Below are 14,267 nucleotides of genomic sequence, written 5' to 3'. Positions count from 1 at the left end.
TCAGCGTGCGCTGAGCAATGCGCGGGCAGGCGTACCGTACTTGATCCGGCAATACTCGGGATACCACTTTGTGAAGTAAATCGCACTGTTCCGGGCGGCAAAGGCAACCGCAAGGCTCGACCAGAGCGGCAAGCCGGGGGCGTAGAGCAGCACGAGATTGGCGGCCGTCATCAACAGGGCGGCTGCCGTCCACGCGGCGGTGATGATGTAATTGGCGCGGAGAAAGCCGGGCATCGCCGCGGTCTCGGTCGGCACGGATTCGAGCGCATATTGCAGCGTGAACGGACGGCGGATCAGCATCGAGCCCAGCGAAATGACGAAGATGCCGACATCGACCGACAGCTTGACGCCGAGCGTGCCGAGCGCGGGGTCGATCAGCGCGAGGTAAAGGCCGATCGTTGCGAATAACACCGCCGAGCCGGCGGCCAGGATCTTCACGGAGCGGCCGCGCGCGACATCGATCGCGACCGTGCCGAGGCAGATCGCGGAAGCTGCGAACACGCTTGAAGTGGCCGAGGTCACCAGCATCAGAAAAGTGAAGGCGCCATAGGGCGCAAGGATCACGAAAATCGCCATTGGCCGCCTCGGTCAAACCGATCTTTACGGTGTAAAGATAAGTAGTTCAAGAGCGAGGTCGGGGTCAAGCAGAATCTTTACAGTGTCAAAATGACGTAGGCGACCTCCAAAAAATGAAGTGCTGCAACGAGTTGGTCGGACACCTCGTCAACCAGCCCCGCCCAGAGCAGGCGCGGCAGGATCGGCAGCGCAGAGACGATGAGAAGGCCGGCGGCGAGCAGGATGCCGCCGTTGAAAATGGCATGGCTGCTCCGCCGCAGCCGGATCATTCGGAGGGCGAGCGTGATGCAGGCGAGGGCGAGGAGGGCGAAGCAGCCCGTGGTGATCGAGGGCATGTGCATGGGGAACTCCTCTTTCCGTCATTCCGGGGCGACGCCAAGCGTGAACCGGGTGGCGTAATTGCGCAGCTGAGAATCCGTGGGGCGGCAGAATGTGCGGTGAAATGGATCCTCGGATGCGCAATTGCGCATCATGGTTCGCGACTTCGTCGCGCCCCGGAATGACGATGATGGTTATGCCGCGCCCACCCAATTGCCGTGAAAGCCGTCGGGCACACGGTGCGCGAGCTGGACGAGCGCGACCGGGCCGGCTTCGACATCGGTGGCATTGAACACGGCGAGGTCGCTGCGGTTGTCACGCGCCCGCCAGATCACCGCCAGCAGCCAGCCGTCGCCCTCGGCCGCATCTTTCGATCGCTCGACGAACACCGGTTCGGAGATGGTGTCGCCGGCCGGCAGCAGGTAATGGCCGAGCCTTCGGCCGTTGCCGTCGACATGCACGATGCCCGACAGCGCGCCGAACATCGGTAGCTTTGGATTGGCGCAGGCGTACCAGCCGTGTCGGTTTTTCAGCCCGGCGCGGCGGTCGTCGATGCGGGGGAATTCGCCGGTGAGATCGTCGAGGTAGGTCTGCTGGAAGCGGTCGGTATTACCTGCGAGATCGAACGTCCAGCGGCAGTGGCGGGCCCGCGACTTTTCCGGATCGGTGGGTCGGCCATCGGGATGTGGAAACAGCGGTGCTTCCTCAAACTGCATGACGTCGGCGACGATGCGGTCACCGTCTTCCCACGCATTCATGACGTGGAAGACGTAACAGGCCTCGCTGCGAAACCAGACGATGTCCTTGGCGGTGCCGCTGCGCTTCATCACGCCGACATAGGCGCCCTTGTCCTGCTCCCAGGCATAGGGCGGCCGTCCGCTCATCGCGCGCTCCATGCTGCCCGTGATCGGCAGGATCGGAAACAGCACATGGTTTTCGGTGACGATGAAATCGTGCACCATGCTGGCATAGGGCGCCTCGAAGCGCTCGAAGCGCGTCGCCTTGCCGGATGCGTCGATCGATCCGTAGGAGAGGGCGGGCGTCAACGGTCCCGCGGCATTGTAGCCGAAGAACACCAGTTCGCCGGTGACGGGATCGATCTTCGGATGCGCGGTAAAACTGCCGGCGACGTGGCCTTGATAGTTGTGATAGCCGCGCGTCGCCAGCGTGCCCGGCTCGATCTCCGTGGGCAGGTGCGCTTCTTCCAGCGCGAGCAGCTTGCCGGCATGGAAGATGATGTTGGTGTTGGCGACGCCACCATCGGTGAGGTTGGCCGGTGCATCCGGCAGCTTGCGGCCGAAGCCGCCGAACAGGGCCCGGCCGGCATCGTGCTCGGCGAGCCATTTCGGCGTGCGGACCCACCGGTTGCGATAGCTTGCGCGGCCGCTTTCGAGATGAAAGGCGTGCAGCATGCCGTCGCCCACGAACCAGTGCGCGCCGGGCGATTCGAACTGCGGATTGGGACCGTTGCGGTAGAGCGTGCCGTTCAGCTCGCGCGGCAATTCGCCGATGATCTTGAGGAAGGGCGCGTCGGCCTCGAACGGGATCGGTGCGATATTGTTGCGGCGCTCGGCGACCTGCTGCACGGCGTTGCTCCCTATCTTTACATCGTAAAGATCAGATAATACCGATTTGTCGTTCCGGTCAAGCGAAATCTTTACACTGTCAATATTGCGTCATATAGCTTCTCCCATGGGCAAGAGAGAAACCGCGCGTAACCCGCGCACTCCGAAAAAGACATCGTCGGCAGCGAAGGCGCAGGCGCGTCCCGCGCGGCGCCCGGCGGCTGCGAGGACCGAGACACCCTATCATCACGGGGCGCTGCGCGAGGCGCTGCTCAGGGCCGCCGAACGGGTGCTCGAGCGCGACGGGCTCGCCGGCCTGACATTGCGCGCGGTGGCGCGCGAGGCGGGCGTCTCGCATGCCGCGCCCACTCATCATTTCGGCGATCTCACGGGGCTTCTCAGCGAGCTCGCCGCCGTCGGCTTCCGCCAGTTCAACGCCGCGATGGCGTCGGCCTGCGATGCCGCCACAACGCCGCTCGAACGCGCGCTGGCGAGGCCGAAAGCCTATGTCGCCTATGCGCAGGCGCATCCCGGCATGTACGGCATCATGTTCCGCACCGAGCGGCTGGACTATTCGAGACCCTCGCTACACGAGGCCGCCGAGGCCTCCTTCGCGGGGCTTGCAAATGCGATCGGCATGATGCGGCAGGAGCAGATCAGCGAAGACGCGCTGACGCTGACCCAGGGCGCGGCGATCGCGCGCGCCTGGTCGATGGTGCACGGCTTCACGATGCTGCTGCTCGATGGGCGGCTCGAGGACATCCTCGGTCGCTTGCCCGAGGGGACGACCGCCGAACGCCTGCTCGAGGCGATGCTGACGGCGCCGATCACGGGCAAGCCGACGGGCCCCTGATCCCAACGCAACTCTCGCCATGGTGAGGCGTCTATCGCCGCGCCAAGGCGAGAGGCTAGCGCATCGTGGCCAGCTCGACGGCGCGCCCGCTTGTGCCGATGATCTTCACCTTGTCCTTTCCGCACGTGAAGCCCCGGGCGAAATCGTCCGCGGCCTTGCGGGCGAGTTCGTTGGCCGTCGGGTTGGCGATCGCGTCGACATAGGCGACGTGGCAGACCGGGCCCGGCGGCAGCCGGGTCACCACGAGCATGGCCTTGGTCTTCGGCCGTCCCTGCTTGTCGGGATCGGCGTTGTCCGCGATGTGCCAGCGCTGGATGATCGCAAACGGCTTTTCGCCGGCAGTGCGCCATTCGACGGTGCTTTCCGATGAGTTGAATGGCGCGAACCAGACGTCGGCTGCCGGTTCCTCCGCCGCTTGCTTGCGATTTCGGCCGACGGAGACGATCTCGCGCAGATCATCCTCGGCGATCAGCACCACGAGCCCGTCCTTGCCCGGACACACCCGCGTGGTGCTGCCGTCGAGGTCGCTGGGCTTGCCGATCTGGCGGCAGTCCTTCGGCGCCGTCGAGGTGTAGCTGCTGCCCACGGATTGGGCGTTGGCGCAGCCGAGGCCGGCGCAGATCAGCAGCGCGGTGAGCGATGGGGCGGTCATGCGGATCATGATGACACTTCGAGGCAGCTGGAACTTCGTACCATCAGACGCCTTGATTGTGGGCAAGGTTCAAACAGCACCGCCAGGCACCTGACAGCGGCACGGAATCGTTCTAGAAGAGCGGCTTCGCTTGGGCTCCTCCAGCCTCGTTCGCGCCTTCGTACTCCTGATCATGCCAGCCACATCCTCGAACAAACCCTATCGCGTCGGCCGCTCCAAGACCGGGCTCGGCCTCTTCGCCACCAAGCCGATCAAGAAGGGCACCCGGATCATCCGCTATTTCGGACCGATCCTGGATTCCAGGATTCCCGAGCAGGACGAGATCGAGAACAAATATCTGTTCGAGCTCAACGGCCGCTGGACCATCGACGGGTCGGTGCGCAAGAACCTCGCCCGCTACATCAACCATTCCTGCCGGCCCAACGCCGAATCCGACGTCCGGCCGCGCGAGCGCAAGGTCTTCATCCGCGCCATCAGGAACATCGAGCCGGGCGACGAGATCAACTACGATTACGGCACCGACTATTTCAAAGCCTATCTGAAGCCGATCGGCTGCAAGTGCGATTCCTGCGAGAAGAAGCGCAAGAAGCTGCGTGCCGAGGTGCGGGCCGAACGCGCCAAGGTAAAGGCGCGGACCGAGCGCAAGGCCAAGAAAGCGAATGCGAAGGTCGGGTCGGCGAAAAAGAAGAAGCTGAACGGCAAGCACTTTACCGGCAAGGTCGGTCGCGCAAGGGCATAACAAGCCCACGTTGCCTGCTCAGGTGTCACGGAGCCGGGACCGAACCATCCTGCACGCCGCAGCTTGTCCGCATGGGTTGATTGTCTCTGGAATGTTGTCGTCGCCCGGCCGAGCCGGGCGCCGATGGCACGTGGTGCGGCCTCACGCTGCCACCACGCTCGCGCTCTTCCGCAATCCCACATATTGCAGCTCGGCGAACACGCCGGTCGCGATCGCCTGCGCCACAACCATGAGCTCGCCGGCGAGATTCGGTGACACCGCGCCCGAGAGCAGCAGGGCGATGCTGCCGACCGTCCAGGCCGCATTGCCGACGACGACCAGCAGGACGAGCAGTCTCGGCACGGAGGCGCGCGAGGCGAGCCAGCCGACCAGCGCGGTGTAGGCGATCAGGAACAGGCCGGCTTCGAGCAGTAATGCTTCGGGCAGATTGAACAGTGTCGCGAACGCGCCTGCTCCGAAGGTGAAGCCGAGCGCGGCGATGCCGCTGAAGACGGCGTCGGCGAGAAGTGCGCGGCGCAGGAAGGTGGAGGCTTCGATCATCTTGGGTCTCCTGGGTTGGGGTGGGCTCGGGTGGAACTCAACGCCGACCGCGCCACCAGGCGCGGAGCAGGCGGCCGAGACGGAACGGGCAGAGGCTTCTGCCGACGCCGTACTCGAAGGCGATGACCCGGGCGACGACATAGTCGCCGGTCGAATGCACCAGCGGCTCCGGCATGTTGAGGCTGCGTGCCAGCATCCGGGTTGCGAATGCCATGGCCCAGGGCAGGACGTGGTCTGCAACGGTGCGATAGAGCAGCAGTGCGATCATGGTCATCTCCTGTTGCGACCAAAGATGCGCGCGGCCGCGCCCCAATTCGATTACCTCGCGGGTAATGGAAGGGCCGAAATCCGCATGCTAGTTTTTCGACCATGAACGCACATGCTTCCACGGCACGTACCGAACGCAGCCAGCCGGTCCATATCGGCGACCATCTGCGCGAATGGCGGCAGCGCCGCCGCATGAGCCAGCTCGATCTCGCGGGCGAAGCCGAGATCTCGGCGCGGCATCTGAGCTTCGTCGAGACCGGCCGCGCCGCGCCCTCGCGCGACATGGTGCTGAGGCTCGCCGAGCGCCTCGACGTGCCCTTGCGCGAACGCAACGTGCTGCTGGTCGCCGCCGGTTACGCGCCGGCGTTCCCGCAGCGCACGCTGGAGGATCCCGCCTTGAAATCAGCCCGCCGGGCGATCGACCTGGTGCTCAAAGCACATGAGCCCAACCCCGCGCTTGCGGTGGACAGGCACTGGAACCTGGTCTCCGCCAATCGCATGGTGGCACCGCTGCTCGCAGGCGTCCCGCCGTATCTGCTCGGCCAGCCCCTCAACGTGCTGCGGCTCGCCTTCCATCCCGAGGCGCTGGCGCCTCGCACGGTCAATCTCGCGGAATGGTGCGGCCATCTGCTGGAGCGGCTGCACCGCCAATGCGAGGCCACGGCCGATCCCGAGCTGATCAAGCTCTACAATGATCTGAAGAGCTATCCCATTCCGGCGCGTTCGGCGCCGCTGTCGAGCGACAATGTCGCCATCCCCTTCAAGCTGCGGCACGAGGGCGAGATACTTAGTTTCTTCTCCACCACCATGGTGTTCGGCACGCCCGTGGACATCACCCTGTCGGAGCTGGCGCTGGAGACGTTCTTTCCGGCGGACGAGCGCACGGCCGAACGGCTGAAGCAGATCGCATCAGCCATGACCTAGCGTACTTGCCTCGGGCCTGAGCGCGCGCCTCGTCCTTCGAGACGACCGCGGAGCCTGTGATCGGGCCGCGCTATGCGCGGACCCGGTGGCGGTCTCCTCGGGATGAGGCCAAGTGTCATCTGTGCCCGCTGAAACTGCTGCCGCGCACTCGGTCCATCATCCTGAGGGCCCGCCAAAGGCGGGCATCTCGAAGGATGGCCGCAGGGAAAAGCTCTCATATGCAATAGCCCTGCTTGCCTCGGGGAGGGTTCTGCTTATCTTTGGGCGAACCCGTGACTTGCCCGAAGGAGGCGCCTGACATGAGCACGCTGAAACCGCTCCAGATCGACGTCGTCTCCGACGTGGTGTGCCCCTGGTGCTATATCGGCAAGCACCGGATCGAGAGCGCGCTGGCGCTCGTGCCCGACGTTCCCGTCAAGCTCAATTTCCGGCCCTTCTTCCTCAATCCCTGGGTGCCGCGCGAGGGCATCAGCCGCGAGGCCTATCTCACCCAGAAGTTCGGCTCGGTCGAGGCCTATAAGGGCATTGCGGGGCGCGTCGTCGCGGCGGCGGGCGAGGAGGGCCTCGTCTACAAGCCCGAGCTGGTGGCGCGCCAGCCCAACACGACCGACTGCCATCGCCTCATCCTGTGGGCGGACGCGATCGGCAAGGCGCCCGAGATGAAACAGCGCCTGATGGAGCTGTACTTCCGCGACGGCGGCGATCTCACCGACGTGAACGTGCTGGTGCAGGCGGCGGCCGATGTCGGCCTCGATGCCGACGACGTGCGCAAGCGCCTCGCAACCGACGAGGACGTGGCGCGCGTCTCGGCCGATGCGCAGGAAGCCGCCGAGAAGGGTATCTCCGGCGTTCCGACTTATGTCTTCGCGCAGAAATACGCCGTCTCCGGCGCGCAGGATCCGAACCTGCTCGCGCGCGCCATCCGCCAGGTCTCGGCGGAGATCAACGCGCAGGCAGCGGAGTAGCTGTTCTATTTGCGAAGTAGGCGAACTGCGCGGCGCGCCGCTGCATACGCGATGCCGTGCGCCGCGACCGCCGCGTGAACCAGCGTCACGATCGGATCGTACCGGCGCAGCGGGATCAGCACATCGCCGATCGCGAAGCGTCCGCGCCAGATCGGATTGATCATGGGGTGATCGGCGCTCGCCGTCGAGTCCGCGCTGGCGATGGCGGGATCGGCGCAGAGGTGGCGGGTGAGCTCGAGGGTGAGCTGCACGCCCGGCGAATATTTCGCGAAGCGTTCGTCGACGCCGAGCTTGAAGAAGAAGGCGCGATCCTGATGGCGCAGCACGATGCCGGCGGCGACCGCCGTGGTGCCGGCGCGCAACGTGACGATCTCGCATTGCGCGGTCTCTGCCAGCGCGGGGACGGCGCGGCGGATGAAGGTCGCATCGCCTGCATGCTGGACCAGCGCGGTGCCGCGCTTGCCCTTCCAGCCGCCGGCTTCGAGCTGCAGGAATGTCTCGAGCGCCGGCCCGATCTCGTCGGACTTGCGCGCGACCTCGAACACGACGGGCCCGTGCTCCTCCAGGCGATGGCGCTGGCGCCGCAGCTCCTTGAGCTTCTTGGCGCCGAGCGCCTCGCGCAGCAGCGTCTCGCCATCCTGTGTCGCATCGAGGCTGGCGCGGATGTAGGAGGAGAGGACACGCGGCCGCAGGCCGGCGCGATCCAGGACCTGTTTCAGCGAATTCATCGCCGCGCCGTCGAGCGCGACGTCGGTCAGCACGAGCGCATGCGCGCCGGCCTCGCGCGCCTGCTGCAACAGCCGCGTGGCGGCCTCGATCGGCGCATCGCCGTCGATCAGCGGGCTGCACAGCGTGCCGTAGGGATGCGCGCTCGCCAGCGCGGGCAGGGGGATCTTCCAGGCGCGCCAGAGCGATATGACCGGCATCAGTCCGATCAGCCGCGTCGAAGATCCATCGAATGCCGGCAGTGCCGAGGCATTGCTGCGGCCGCGCGCGGTCGCACTGACAGCCAGCTCCCAGGCGGGCAGGTAATATCCGTTCGGCTCGACCGCGCGCTGCGCGAGTGCGCGCCACTGGCCGGGGTCGATCGCCGTGAGCGGAACGAGCGCGCGCGCGGCGCCGGCATCCCTTGCCGATGCCGGATTGATCGCTGTCTGATGCGCGATGTCGACCACGTCCGTCGTCCCCGTCTACGCGGGCAAAGCCCGTCCCAGCAGGATCATCCTTAGCGCAAAGACTGGAAAAATAGCGTTGGGCCGCAGAATCAATTCGAGCGGTCCTGTTAACGTCCCCTTGAGGATACCGCAGCCAGATCGGGTGCCGCCGTGCCCGTCTCCTCGGGCTCCGGCCCGGTCTCCGTCTTCACGTTGACCGCGACCTCCATTCCGAGTTCGTCGTCCGCCTCCCCCCAGTAGGACCCCGAGAGCGGAATCGCCTGCGCCGGCGTGCGGGCAACTCCGACCCTGATCAGATCGCGGTTTCCGACAATCCCGTTGGTCGGATCGAACTCGACCCAGCCCGAGCCCGGCACATAGATCGAGCACCATGCGTGGGTCGAGCCTCCGCCCAGCCGTGCCGGCCCGTCGCGGTCCGGCACGTAGACGTAACCGGTGATGAAGCGGGCCGCAAAACCGAGCGATCGGGCGGCCTCCATCATCAGCAGGGCAAAATCGCGACAAGTTCCCTGCTGCAGGTCGAGCGTTTCGGCGGGCGTTTGCGTGCCATGCGAGGTTCTCCTCCGATAGGAGAAACCTTCGGCGATCGCTTCGTTGAGCGTCATCAGCAGTTGCCCCGTCGGCCGGCTCGCCGAGGGCGCAATGAATTTCGACAACCAGTCGTCGACGGCGACGTCGCCGGGATGATGCCGGAGCATGTACGGTGCAAGATCCGGCAACTCGGTCTCGTCGTAGGCGAACGGATGCTCGCGGGCGTATGGCTCGATCCGGAAATCCGGCGCGTTCTCGGGGGTATGCTCCAGCCGGATCGTGGTCTCGAATTCCAGCACGTCGGTCCGGGCCGCAAAATCGACGAGGGTGACGCAATTGCCGAACACATCGTGGATCCAGCGGACTTCCGACGGCTCGGGGCGCACTGCGATTCGGCACGCGAGCAGACGCTGATCGAAGCTGTCGCGCGGACGAAACAGCAACTGGTGCTGTCCAAGTCTGACGGGCTGCCGGTAGCGGTAGGTCGTGCTGTGGTGGACGGAATAGAGGGGCATCTGTTGTACTCAGGCTCGCACCATATGAGCCTGCTTCTGCATCGGTTCCAAGAGCCCAATTGTGTGTGCACACCGCACAAGTGCCTTGCATTTCAGCAGATTCGCGATAGCGCACGCGGAACCAATGATCCCAGCGGAGCTTGTCGATCGACACAATGGCGATGCGAGAGGACACGATCTTGAGGATTCGGGCAGGCTACGACATTGCGTTCAACTGTTTTCAGGACGTGCCGATGGTGCTGTTGCTGACCGTTCATCCGTCGAGGCAAGGCGACCTTCTGACCGACCATGCCATCCGGGTGTCGCCGAACGTTGCGTTCAGGGACTACGAGGATGGGTTCGGCAACGTCTGCACGCGGCTCGTCGCCCCTGTCGGTCAGATCAACATTCGAAACGAGTTCATCATCGAGGATAGTGGGTTGCCCGATGAGGTTGCGCCTCATGCCGAACAGATCCCGTTGGACCGGCTGCCCGACGAAGCGTTGGTGTATCTGCTGGGCAGTCGCTATTGCGATACCCAGCGCCTGACGGATCTGGCCTGGTCGACGTTCGGTCACATCAGCGGCGGCTGGCGCCGCGTCCAGGCGATCTGCGACTATGTTCACGGCCATATCAAGTTTGGCTATCAATTCGCGCGAAGCGACCGGACGGCTTCCGAAGGCCACGAGGAGCGTATCGGAGTTTGCAGAGACTTCGCGCACCTTGCCGTCACCTTGTGCCGCTGCATCAACATCCCGGCCCGTTACTGCACCGGCTACCTTGGCGATATCGGTGTGCCGCCGGATCCCGCGCCGATGGATTTCAGCGCCTGGTTCGAAGCCTATATCGGCGGACGTTGGTATACGTTCGATGCGCGGCACAATCATCCCCGCATCGGCCGCGTCGTGATCGCACGCGGCAGGGATGCAGCCGACGTCGCCATTTCGACCGCCTTTGGCCAGGCGGAACTCGTGCACTTCAAGGTGATCACGAACGAGATGCGGGACTGTGATGCCATTCCGACCCGACCTGCGATGGCACGGGAGCAGCGGCTGTTCGCTTGAGTTGGCGGACGCCTGGCGTCTCCAGTTCCGGTCGTGAGCGGCTTCCATTCCTCCCCTGTGCCGGCGATATCCAACCGGCGGCTATTTGTCACCCGGGACGAAATGGTCACGGGCAGCCGCGCGCTCGCCGCTGACCGTGTCGGTGATGGCGATATCGATGTCGCGAGAGGACTTCGGCAGATCGGCCGGGCCGACCTGCACCGATAGCCGGACTTCGCTGGTCTGATCCTGCCCGACCTCGACCACGGGCTTGCCGTCGGAACTCGGCGCGATGCCCGCAACGCGAAGGGTCACGCCGGGCAGGCCCGAGACTTCGATCGCGAACGATCGTTGCGGACCCTTGTTGAGGATGCGGACGGTGTAGTCGTTGCGCACACCGCCATCCGAGAGCTGGACGAACAGCGGATTGCGCTCGTGCAGCACGTTGACGTCCATCGTCGCGCGCGTGGCGAGCGTGTACAGCATGATGCCGCCGACGATGGCGATGGCTGCGGCATAGACCAGGGTGCGCGGACGGATGATGCGGTAGATCGGCGGCTTGCCTTCGCGCCGGCGCTGCATGTTGATGTCGGTGTCGTAGCCGATCAGGCCTTTGGGCCGTCCGATCTCGCTCATGACGTTGTCGCAGGCATCGATGCACAGGCCGCACTGGATGCAGCCGAGCTGGATGCCATGGCGGATGTCGACGCCGGTCGGGCAGACGTTGATGCACTGATGGCAGTCGACGCAATCGCCGACGGGATTGCCCTGCGCGCGGGCAGCATCCGCCTTCTTCACCGACATGCGCGGCTCGCCGCGGTCGCGGCGATAGGTGACGTTGAGCGCCCATTCGTCGGTCAGCGCCGCCTGGATCCGCGGCCACGGACACATATAGATGCACATCTGCTCGCGGGCGTGGCCGGCGAAGACGTAGGTGGTGGCGGTGAGAATGCCGATCCAGAGATACGCGATGAAGGGCGCCTGGAAGGTCGCAAGCTCCTTCACCAGCGTCGGCGCATCTGCGAAATAGAGCACCCAGGCGCCGCCGGTCCACCATGCGATCATGATCCAGAGGAAGTGCTTGAGTGCGACCTTCCGGATGTGATCGAACGTCCAGTAACGCTTGTCGCCCTGCATGCGCTCGCGCCGGTCGCCTTCGACCCAGCGCTCGACCGCATAGAACAGGTCGGTCCAGACGGTCTGCGGACACAGGTAGCCGCACCACAGCCGGCCGGCGACCGCGTTCATCAGGAACAGCGTCATGGCAGCGATGATCAGCAGGCCGGTGAAGTAGTAGACTTCCTGCGGCCACAGCTCGATGAAGAAGAAGTAGAAGCGCCGATGCGGGAAGTCGATCAGAACGGCCTGGTCGGGCAGACCGGGTCCGCGATCCCAGCGTACGAACGGCAACAGATAGTAGGTTCCGAGCGTGACGCAGAGGATCGCCCATTTGATGCGGCGGAAAGGGCCATGGACCGACTGCGGATAGACCTTCCTCCGCTTCTCGTAGAGAGGTCCCTCGATGAAGGTGTCGTCGGTCATGGCAAATTCCCCCGCATCACAGGCTGTATTGCGCGTTCAGGAGAACGCGCAACCGCTGCTCAGGCCCAGCTTTCTGAACACGATCGCCGCCGGGCAGAAGCCGGTGAACGAGGCCTGCAACATGTTCAGCCCGGCAAATGCCGTCAGCAGGTACCAATACGCATTCACATAGGTGCCCAGTGCGAGACCGAGCAGGACGACGAATCCCGCAAAGGCGAGGACGGCTTTATCGACATTCATGGCAGACTCCTTTTTATCTGGCGACTTACGAACGGGTCAGGTTGGATTCAGTCCAGGCGACGATGCTGCGCGAATCCATCGCGCCGGAATGGCGGGCGATCTCGCGGCCGCCGCGCATCAACAGCAGGGTCGGGATGCCGCTGATGTTGAGGCGCGACGACAGTGCAGGTGCGTTGTCCGAGTTGAGCTTCAACAGCCGGACGTTCGGCTCCAGCTGCTGCGCGGCGCGCTCGAACATCGGTGCCATGGCGCGGCACGGGCCGCACCACGGTGCCCAGACGTCGACCAGCACGGGAATGTCGCCGCTCGCGACATGGCGGCTGAAGGCCTCCTCGTCCACCTCGGTCGGATGACCGGTGAACATCGGCTGGTGACAGGCGCCGCAACGCGCATCTTGCGCTGCGCGTTCGGCAGGCAGGCGGTTGATGCGTCCGCAACTGCCGCAGACGATCTGGCGTGTCGTGCTCATGTGCCGGTTCGGACCTCCTTGAGCTTGGCGATATTCAGCTTGTCGAGAACGAAGCGTTCGTAGAACGGCTCGCTCTCGCCGCGCCGCATCTTGCGCAGGAAGTATTTTTCGAAGGCCACCTTGGCGAGGTGCACCCATTCGCCCTTGGAGGACCAATTCACGTTTCGCGGCGGGATCTGCGGCTGCGCCAGGAAGGCGACGCCGGAGTCGCCGAAGTCGGCGAGGCAGATCGCGTTCCAGGTCGGCTCTGCCGTGGGCGCCTTGCCGCGAAGCAGGGCGCCGATGTTCATCGCCGTCGCCGTCACCATGGATTCGATCATGAAGCCCGTCTTGGGGACGCCGACCGGCACCGGGGTGGCGCCGACCGGCGCGATCGCGACGCAGACGCCGACCGCGAAAACGTTGGGAAAGGCGGGATTCTGCTGGTGCTTGTCGACGACGACGAAGCCACGTGGGTTGGTCAGTTTCTCGATGCCGCGCACCGCCTCGACGCCGCGGAAGGCGGGCAACATCATCGAATAGGCGAATGGCAGCTCGTGGGCCTTGCGAGATGTACCGTCGTCGACGAACTCCTCCACCGACATCAGGCCGGGGGCGACGTTGTCGACGCGGGCGTTGGTGATCCACTTGATGTGCTTCTCCCGCATCTCGCTTTCCAGGAGACCCTTGGTGTCCCCGACGCCGTCGAGACCGAGATGACCGATATACGGCTCCGAGGTGACGAACGTCATCGGGACCCGGTCGCGCAGCTTTCGGCGGCGCAGCTCCGTCTCCAGGATGAAGAGGAATTCGTAGGCCGGCCCGAAACAGGACGCGCCCTGCACGGCGCCGATGACGACCGGGCCAGGGTTCGCCGCGAGCTTCTCGAAAGCCTCGCGCGCATGCGTGGCATGATCGACGTGGCAGATCGACTGGGTATGGCCTTGTGGGCCGAGACCCGGAATCTCGTCGAACGCCAGTTCGGGACCGGTCGCGACGACCAAGTAGTCGTAGTCGATCGACGTGCCGTCGCCGAGCTCGACACGGTTCTCGGTCGGGTGGACGCGCCTTGCGCCCTGCGTCAGCAGGCGTACGCCCTTGCGCTTCATGATGTCCGCCAGATCAATCTCGATCTCTTCGCGCTTGCGCCAGCCGACTGCGACCCAAGGATTGGATGGGACGAAATGATAGACGGCGCCTTGCGAGACGACGCTGAGGCGATCCTCCTTTCTCAACTGCGGCAGCAATTCATAGGCCATCAGCGTTCCGCTCAGACCAGCTCCGATTACGACAACTTCCGCCATGGGTACCTCCGTTGGACCAAGCCGCTCCGCCGATTTAGCTCCAGCTGTCGTGCGGCGCTTGACTATATATTCGTAATTCCGTATATACGCA

At 64.7% G+C, this 14,267-nt stretch carries 17 protein-coding genes; 5 read left to right on the top strand and 12 right to left on the bottom strand.

What is annotated here, in order from left to right; translation table 11 throughout:
- The 3 genes from FJV43_RS05000 to FJV43_RS04990 all read right to left on the bottom strand — a co-directional run bounded on the left by FJV43_RS05000 (position 1) and on the right by FJV43_RS04990 (position 2,480).
- Positions 1–576: a hypothetical protein gene (locus FJV43_RS05000; RefSeq protein WP_239625071.1), complete on the bottom strand. Its 576-nt coding sequence runs from the start codon at positions 574–576 to the stop codon at positions 1–3.
- A gap of 77 nt (positions 577–653) precedes the next feature.
- Complete coding sequence (locus tag FJV43_RS04995; RefSeq protein WP_239625070.1) at positions 654–917, bottom strand: hypothetical protein; 264 nt, start codon at positions 915–917, stop codon at positions 654–656.
- Positions 918–1,088: 171 nt separating this feature from the next.
- Entirely contained in the window at positions 1,089–2,480 is a 1,392-nt protein-coding gene (locus FJV43_RS04990) for a carotenoid oxygenase family protein (RefSeq protein ID WP_239625068.1), read from the bottom strand.
- 106 nt (positions 2,481–2,586) lie between these two features.
- Here FJV43_RS04990 and FJV43_RS04985 point away from each other — a divergent pair, with 106 nt between their 5' ends.
- The gene (locus tag FJV43_RS04985) at positions 2,587–3,312 is read left to right on the top strand and encodes a TetR-like C-terminal domain-containing protein (RefSeq protein ID WP_239625066.1); all 726 of its coding nucleotides are present in this window, start codon (positions 2,587–2,589) and stop codon (positions 3,310–3,312) included.
- 55 nt (positions 3,313–3,367) lie between these two features.
- Here the strand turns inward: FJV43_RS04985 and FJV43_RS04980 are convergent, their stop codons facing one another.
- Positions 3,368–3,973, bottom strand: coding sequence for a hypothetical protein (locus tag FJV43_RS04980; RefSeq protein ID WP_239625064.1), 606 nt, complete (start codon positions 3,971–3,973; stop codon positions 3,368–3,370).
- A gap of 163 nt (positions 3,974–4,136) precedes the next feature.
- Here FJV43_RS04980 and FJV43_RS04975 point away from each other — a divergent pair, with 163 nt between their 5' ends.
- Positions 4,137–4,703: an SET domain-containing protein gene (locus FJV43_RS04975; RefSeq protein WP_239629317.1), complete on the top strand. Its 567-nt coding sequence runs from the start codon at positions 4,137–4,139 to the stop codon at positions 4,701–4,703.
- Positions 4,704–4,844: 141 nt separating this feature from the next.
- Here FJV43_RS04975 and FJV43_RS04970 read toward each other — a convergent pair whose 3' ends face one another.
- A complete protein-coding gene (locus tag FJV43_RS04970; protein WP_239625062.1) occupies positions 4,845–5,243 on the bottom strand; it encodes a hypothetical protein in 399 nt (132 codons plus the stop codon).
- Positions 5,244–5,280: 37 nt separating this feature from the next.
- Positions 5,281–5,511, bottom strand: a complete 231-nt coding sequence (locus tag FJV43_RS04965; RefSeq protein ID WP_239625060.1) for a hypothetical protein — start codon at positions 5,509–5,511, stop codon at positions 5,281–5,283.
- Between the two features lie 101 nt (positions 5,512–5,612).
- Between FJV43_RS04965 and FJV43_RS04960 the strand changes: the two genes are divergently transcribed.
- Both FJV43_RS04960 and FJV43_RS04955 read left to right on the top strand, forming a co-directional pair.
- Positions 5,613–6,434, top strand: a complete 822-nt coding sequence (locus tag FJV43_RS04960; protein ID WP_239625058.1) for a helix-turn-helix transcriptional regulator — start codon at positions 5,613–5,615, stop codon at positions 6,432–6,434.
- Between the two features lie 299 nt (positions 6,435–6,733).
- Complete coding sequence (locus tag FJV43_RS04955; protein WP_239625056.1) at positions 6,734–7,399, top strand: DsbA family oxidoreductase; 666 nt, start codon at positions 6,734–6,736, stop codon at positions 7,397–7,399.
- Between the two features lie 5 nt (positions 7,400–7,404).
- Here the strand turns inward: FJV43_RS04955 and FJV43_RS04950 are convergent, their stop codons facing one another.
- Together FJV43_RS04950 and FJV43_RS04945 are read right to left on the bottom strand one after the other, a co-directional pair.
- Complete coding sequence (locus FJV43_RS04950; protein WP_239625054.1) at positions 7,405–8,574, bottom strand: GNAT family N-acetyltransferase; 1,170 nt, start codon at positions 8,572–8,574, stop codon at positions 7,405–7,407.
- A gap of 107 nt (positions 8,575–8,681) precedes the next feature.
- The gene (locus FJV43_RS04945) at positions 8,682–9,620 is read right to left on the bottom strand and encodes a transglutaminase family protein (protein WP_239625051.1); all 939 of its coding nucleotides are present in this window, start codon (positions 9,618–9,620) and stop codon (positions 8,682–8,684) included.
- Between the two features lie 179 nt (positions 9,621–9,799).
- Between FJV43_RS04945 and FJV43_RS04940 the strand changes: the two genes are divergently transcribed.
- The gene (locus FJV43_RS04940) at positions 9,800–10,663 is read left to right on the top strand and encodes a transglutaminase family protein (protein WP_239625049.1); all 864 of its coding nucleotides are present in this window, start codon (positions 9,800–9,802) and stop codon (positions 10,661–10,663) included.
- An 81-nt stretch (positions 10,664–10,744) separates the two neighbouring features.
- Here the strand turns inward: FJV43_RS04940 and ccoG are convergent, their stop codons facing one another.
- Genes ccoG through FJV43_RS04920 form a run of 4 tightly spaced genes read right to left on the bottom strand, consistent with a single transcriptional unit; the run spans position 10,745 to position 14,176 of the window.
- Positions 10,745–12,184: a cytochrome c oxidase accessory protein CcoG gene (ccoG, locus tag FJV43_RS04935; RefSeq protein ID WP_239625047.1), complete on the bottom strand. Its 1,440-nt coding sequence runs from the start codon at positions 12,182–12,184 to the stop codon at positions 10,745–10,747.
- Between the two features lie 36 nt (positions 12,185–12,220).
- Entirely contained in the window at positions 12,221–12,424 is a 204-nt protein-coding gene (locus FJV43_RS04930) for a DUF2892 domain-containing protein (RefSeq protein ID WP_028181089.1), read from the bottom strand.
- A gap of 25 nt (positions 12,425–12,449) precedes the next feature.
- On the bottom strand, positions 12,450–12,893 hold the full coding sequence (trxC, locus tag FJV43_RS04925; RefSeq protein ID WP_239625045.1) for a thioredoxin TrxC: 444 nt from the start codon (positions 12,891–12,893) through the stop codon (positions 12,450–12,452).
- Positions 12,890–14,176, bottom strand: a complete 1,287-nt coding sequence (locus tag FJV43_RS04920; protein WP_239625043.1) for an FAD/NAD(P)-binding oxidoreductase — start codon at positions 14,174–14,176, stop codon at positions 12,890–12,892. The genes trxC and FJV43_RS04920 overlap by 4 nt, the downstream gene beginning before the upstream one ends.
- Between the last annotated feature and the right edge of the window lie 91 nt (positions 14,177–14,267).

Origin of the sequence: Bradyrhizobium sp. I71, from assembly GCF_022354745.1 — a bacterium.
GTDB lineage: Bacteria > Pseudomonadota > Alphaproteobacteria > Rhizobiales > Xanthobacteraceae > Bradyrhizobium > Bradyrhizobium liaoningense.
Note: the sequence above shows the minus strand (reverse complement) of the source record. Positions and strands in the feature narration are given on the sequence as shown.

Excerpts from the sequence above, each read along its gene's own strand:
- FJV43_RS05000 (WP_239625071.1), bottom strand. The coding sequence starts at position 576 with ATGGCGATTTTCGTGATCCTTGCGCCCTATGGCGCCTTCACTTTTCTG.
- FJV43_RS04995 (WP_239625070.1), bottom strand. The coding sequence starts at position 917 with ATGCACATGCCCTCGATCACCACGGGCTGCTTCGCCCTCCTCGCCCTC.
- FJV43_RS04985 (WP_239625066.1), top strand. The coding sequence starts at position 2,587 with ATGGGCAAGAGAGAAACCGCGCGTAACCCGCGCACTCCGAAAAAGACA.
- FJV43_RS04980 (WP_239625064.1), bottom strand. The coding sequence starts at position 3,973 with ATGATCCGCATGACCGCCCCATCGCTCACCGCGCTGCTGATCTGCGCC.
- FJV43_RS04975 (WP_239629317.1), top strand. The coding sequence starts at position 4,137 with ATGCCAGCCACATCCTCGAACAAACCCTATCGCGTCGGCCGCTCCAAG.
- FJV43_RS04970 (WP_239625062.1), bottom strand. The coding sequence starts at position 5,243 with ATGATCGAAGCCTCCACCTTCCTGCGCCGCGCACTTCTCGCCGACGCC.
- FJV43_RS04965 (WP_239625060.1), bottom strand. The coding sequence starts at position 5,511 with ATGATCGCACTGCTGCTCTATCGCACCGTTGCAGACCACGTCCTGCCC.
- FJV43_RS04960 (WP_239625058.1), top strand. The coding sequence starts at position 5,613 with ATGAACGCACATGCTTCCACGGCACGTACCGAACGCAGCCAGCCGGTC.
- FJV43_RS04955 (WP_239625056.1), top strand. The coding sequence starts at position 6,734 with ATGAGCACGCTGAAACCGCTCCAGATCGACGTCGTCTCCGACGTGGTG.
- FJV43_RS04945 (WP_239625051.1), bottom strand. The coding sequence starts at position 9,620 with ATGCCCCTCTATTCCGTCCACCACAGCACGACCTACCGCTACCGGCAG.
- ccoG (WP_239625047.1), bottom strand. The coding sequence starts at position 12,184 with ATGACCGACGACACCTTCATCGAGGGACCTCTCTACGAGAAGCGGAGG.
- FJV43_RS04930 (WP_028181089.1), bottom strand. The coding sequence starts at position 12,424 with ATGAATGTCGATAAAGCCGTCCTCGCCTTTGCGGGATTCGTCGTCCTG.
- trxC (WP_239625045.1), bottom strand. The coding sequence starts at position 12,893 with ATGAGCACGACACGCCAGATCGTCTGCGGCAGTTGCGGACGCATCAAC.
- FJV43_RS04920 (WP_239625043.1), bottom strand. The coding sequence starts at position 14,176 with ATGGCGGAAGTTGTCGTAATCGGAGCTGGTCTGAGCGGAACGCTGATG.